Source organism: Flavobacterium sp. RSB2_4_14, from assembly GCF_051547085.1.
In the GTDB taxonomy this organism is placed as follows: domain Bacteria; phylum Bacteroidota; class Bacteroidia; order Flavobacteriales; family Flavobacteriaceae; genus Flavobacterium.
On record NZ_JBPTTL010000020.1, the window covers coordinates 1 to 1247 of the forward strand.

Annotated in this window: 1 protein-coding gene; it reads right to left on the reverse strand. The window is 38.6% G+C overall.

Going from position 1 to position 1247, the window contains the following annotated elements; all coding sequences use genetic code 11:
• Positions 1-1190 (reverse strand): IS1182 family transposase (locus tag ACSVH2_RS14060; RefSeq protein ID WP_438093811.1); only part of this gene is annotated, 1190 nt, incomplete at its 3' end.
• Positions 1191-1247: the final 57 nt, after the last annotated feature.

Genomic DNA, 1247 nt, shown 5'->3' on the forward strand with positions numbered 1-1247 from the left:
TCAATCTCTCTTCCGCCTTTTCGGCTGGTGCATTGGTCTTTTACTGGACAAGTTTTACATGCTGGTGTGCGGTATTTTTGGAATTGATAACCGCTTTCTTCGGTGCGACCGGTTTTCTTGTGCCAACTTCCTGTAGTGGTGAGCGTTTGCCCTTGTGGACACGTATAGGTGTTCTCTTCTTTGTTATAAATAAACTTTGATACTAAATACTCGGGTTGTGTGCCGTTTTCATTGCTCTTGCCTTGATCAGGATGGGCTACAATGGTAGTGATGTTATGGTTTTTACAAGTGTCTAGTTCGCGTCCGTTATGGTAACCTTTGTCAACCAAAACAGTAAAAGTTTCTAGTGCTAGGTTTTCTTTGGCTTCTATGGCAATGGCTGAGAGTGCGTTTTTATCATTGCGGTTAATGGTATGTGTGGCAACCACCAAGTTGTGTTTGTTGTCTACTGCGGCTTGAATGTTATAGCTTATTTCTACTACTTGTCCTTGAACCAGTAGTGCTCTTGCATCAGAATCGGTAGTGCTTACTTGGGGTTCGCCACTGGCTTGGAGTTCTTCTTCGAGTAGTTCGTATTTGATTTTGTTTTGCTTTAATCGTGCTATTTTTTGTTGGATGTTACTGATTTTTATAGCGTCTTCTTTTACATCGTTTTTGTCTAACTCATTGAGGTATTCTTGGGTTTTAAGTTCGATATATTCTTTGTGTTTGTCGATTTTTCTTTGGTTATAGTTGGACTTCTTTCCGTTGTGTGCTCTGGATTTAGTACCATCAATAGCAATGGTTTCGCCTGTGATTAAATCGGCATTTTTTAAAAACGAAACAAAGAGTTTGAAGAGTTGTTTTAGGGCTTTGGGATTGTCTTTACGAAAGTCGGCTATGCTATGATAATTAGGGCAAATGGCTTCTACAAGCCACTGCATTTCCAAATTACGAAGGCACTCTTTTTCCAATCGTCTGGAGGAGCGAATGCCATTTAAATAGCCATACAAATAGATTTTTAAAAAGACTTTAGTATCAAAGCTTGGGCGACCTTCGGTTTTTAAAACTCTGAGGGTAAATCCTATTTTCTCTAAATCAATACTGTTTACAAAAGCATCGATAAACCTAATTGGGTTGTCCTGACTAATGGTGTCTTCTAGACTTGATACTTGTAACTGTTGGCGTGATATTCCTGTAATGTGTTGCATGGTTAAAGATAAAAAAAGGATGCCTTTCTTACAAGTATTTTTGTATATTTGAAAAAG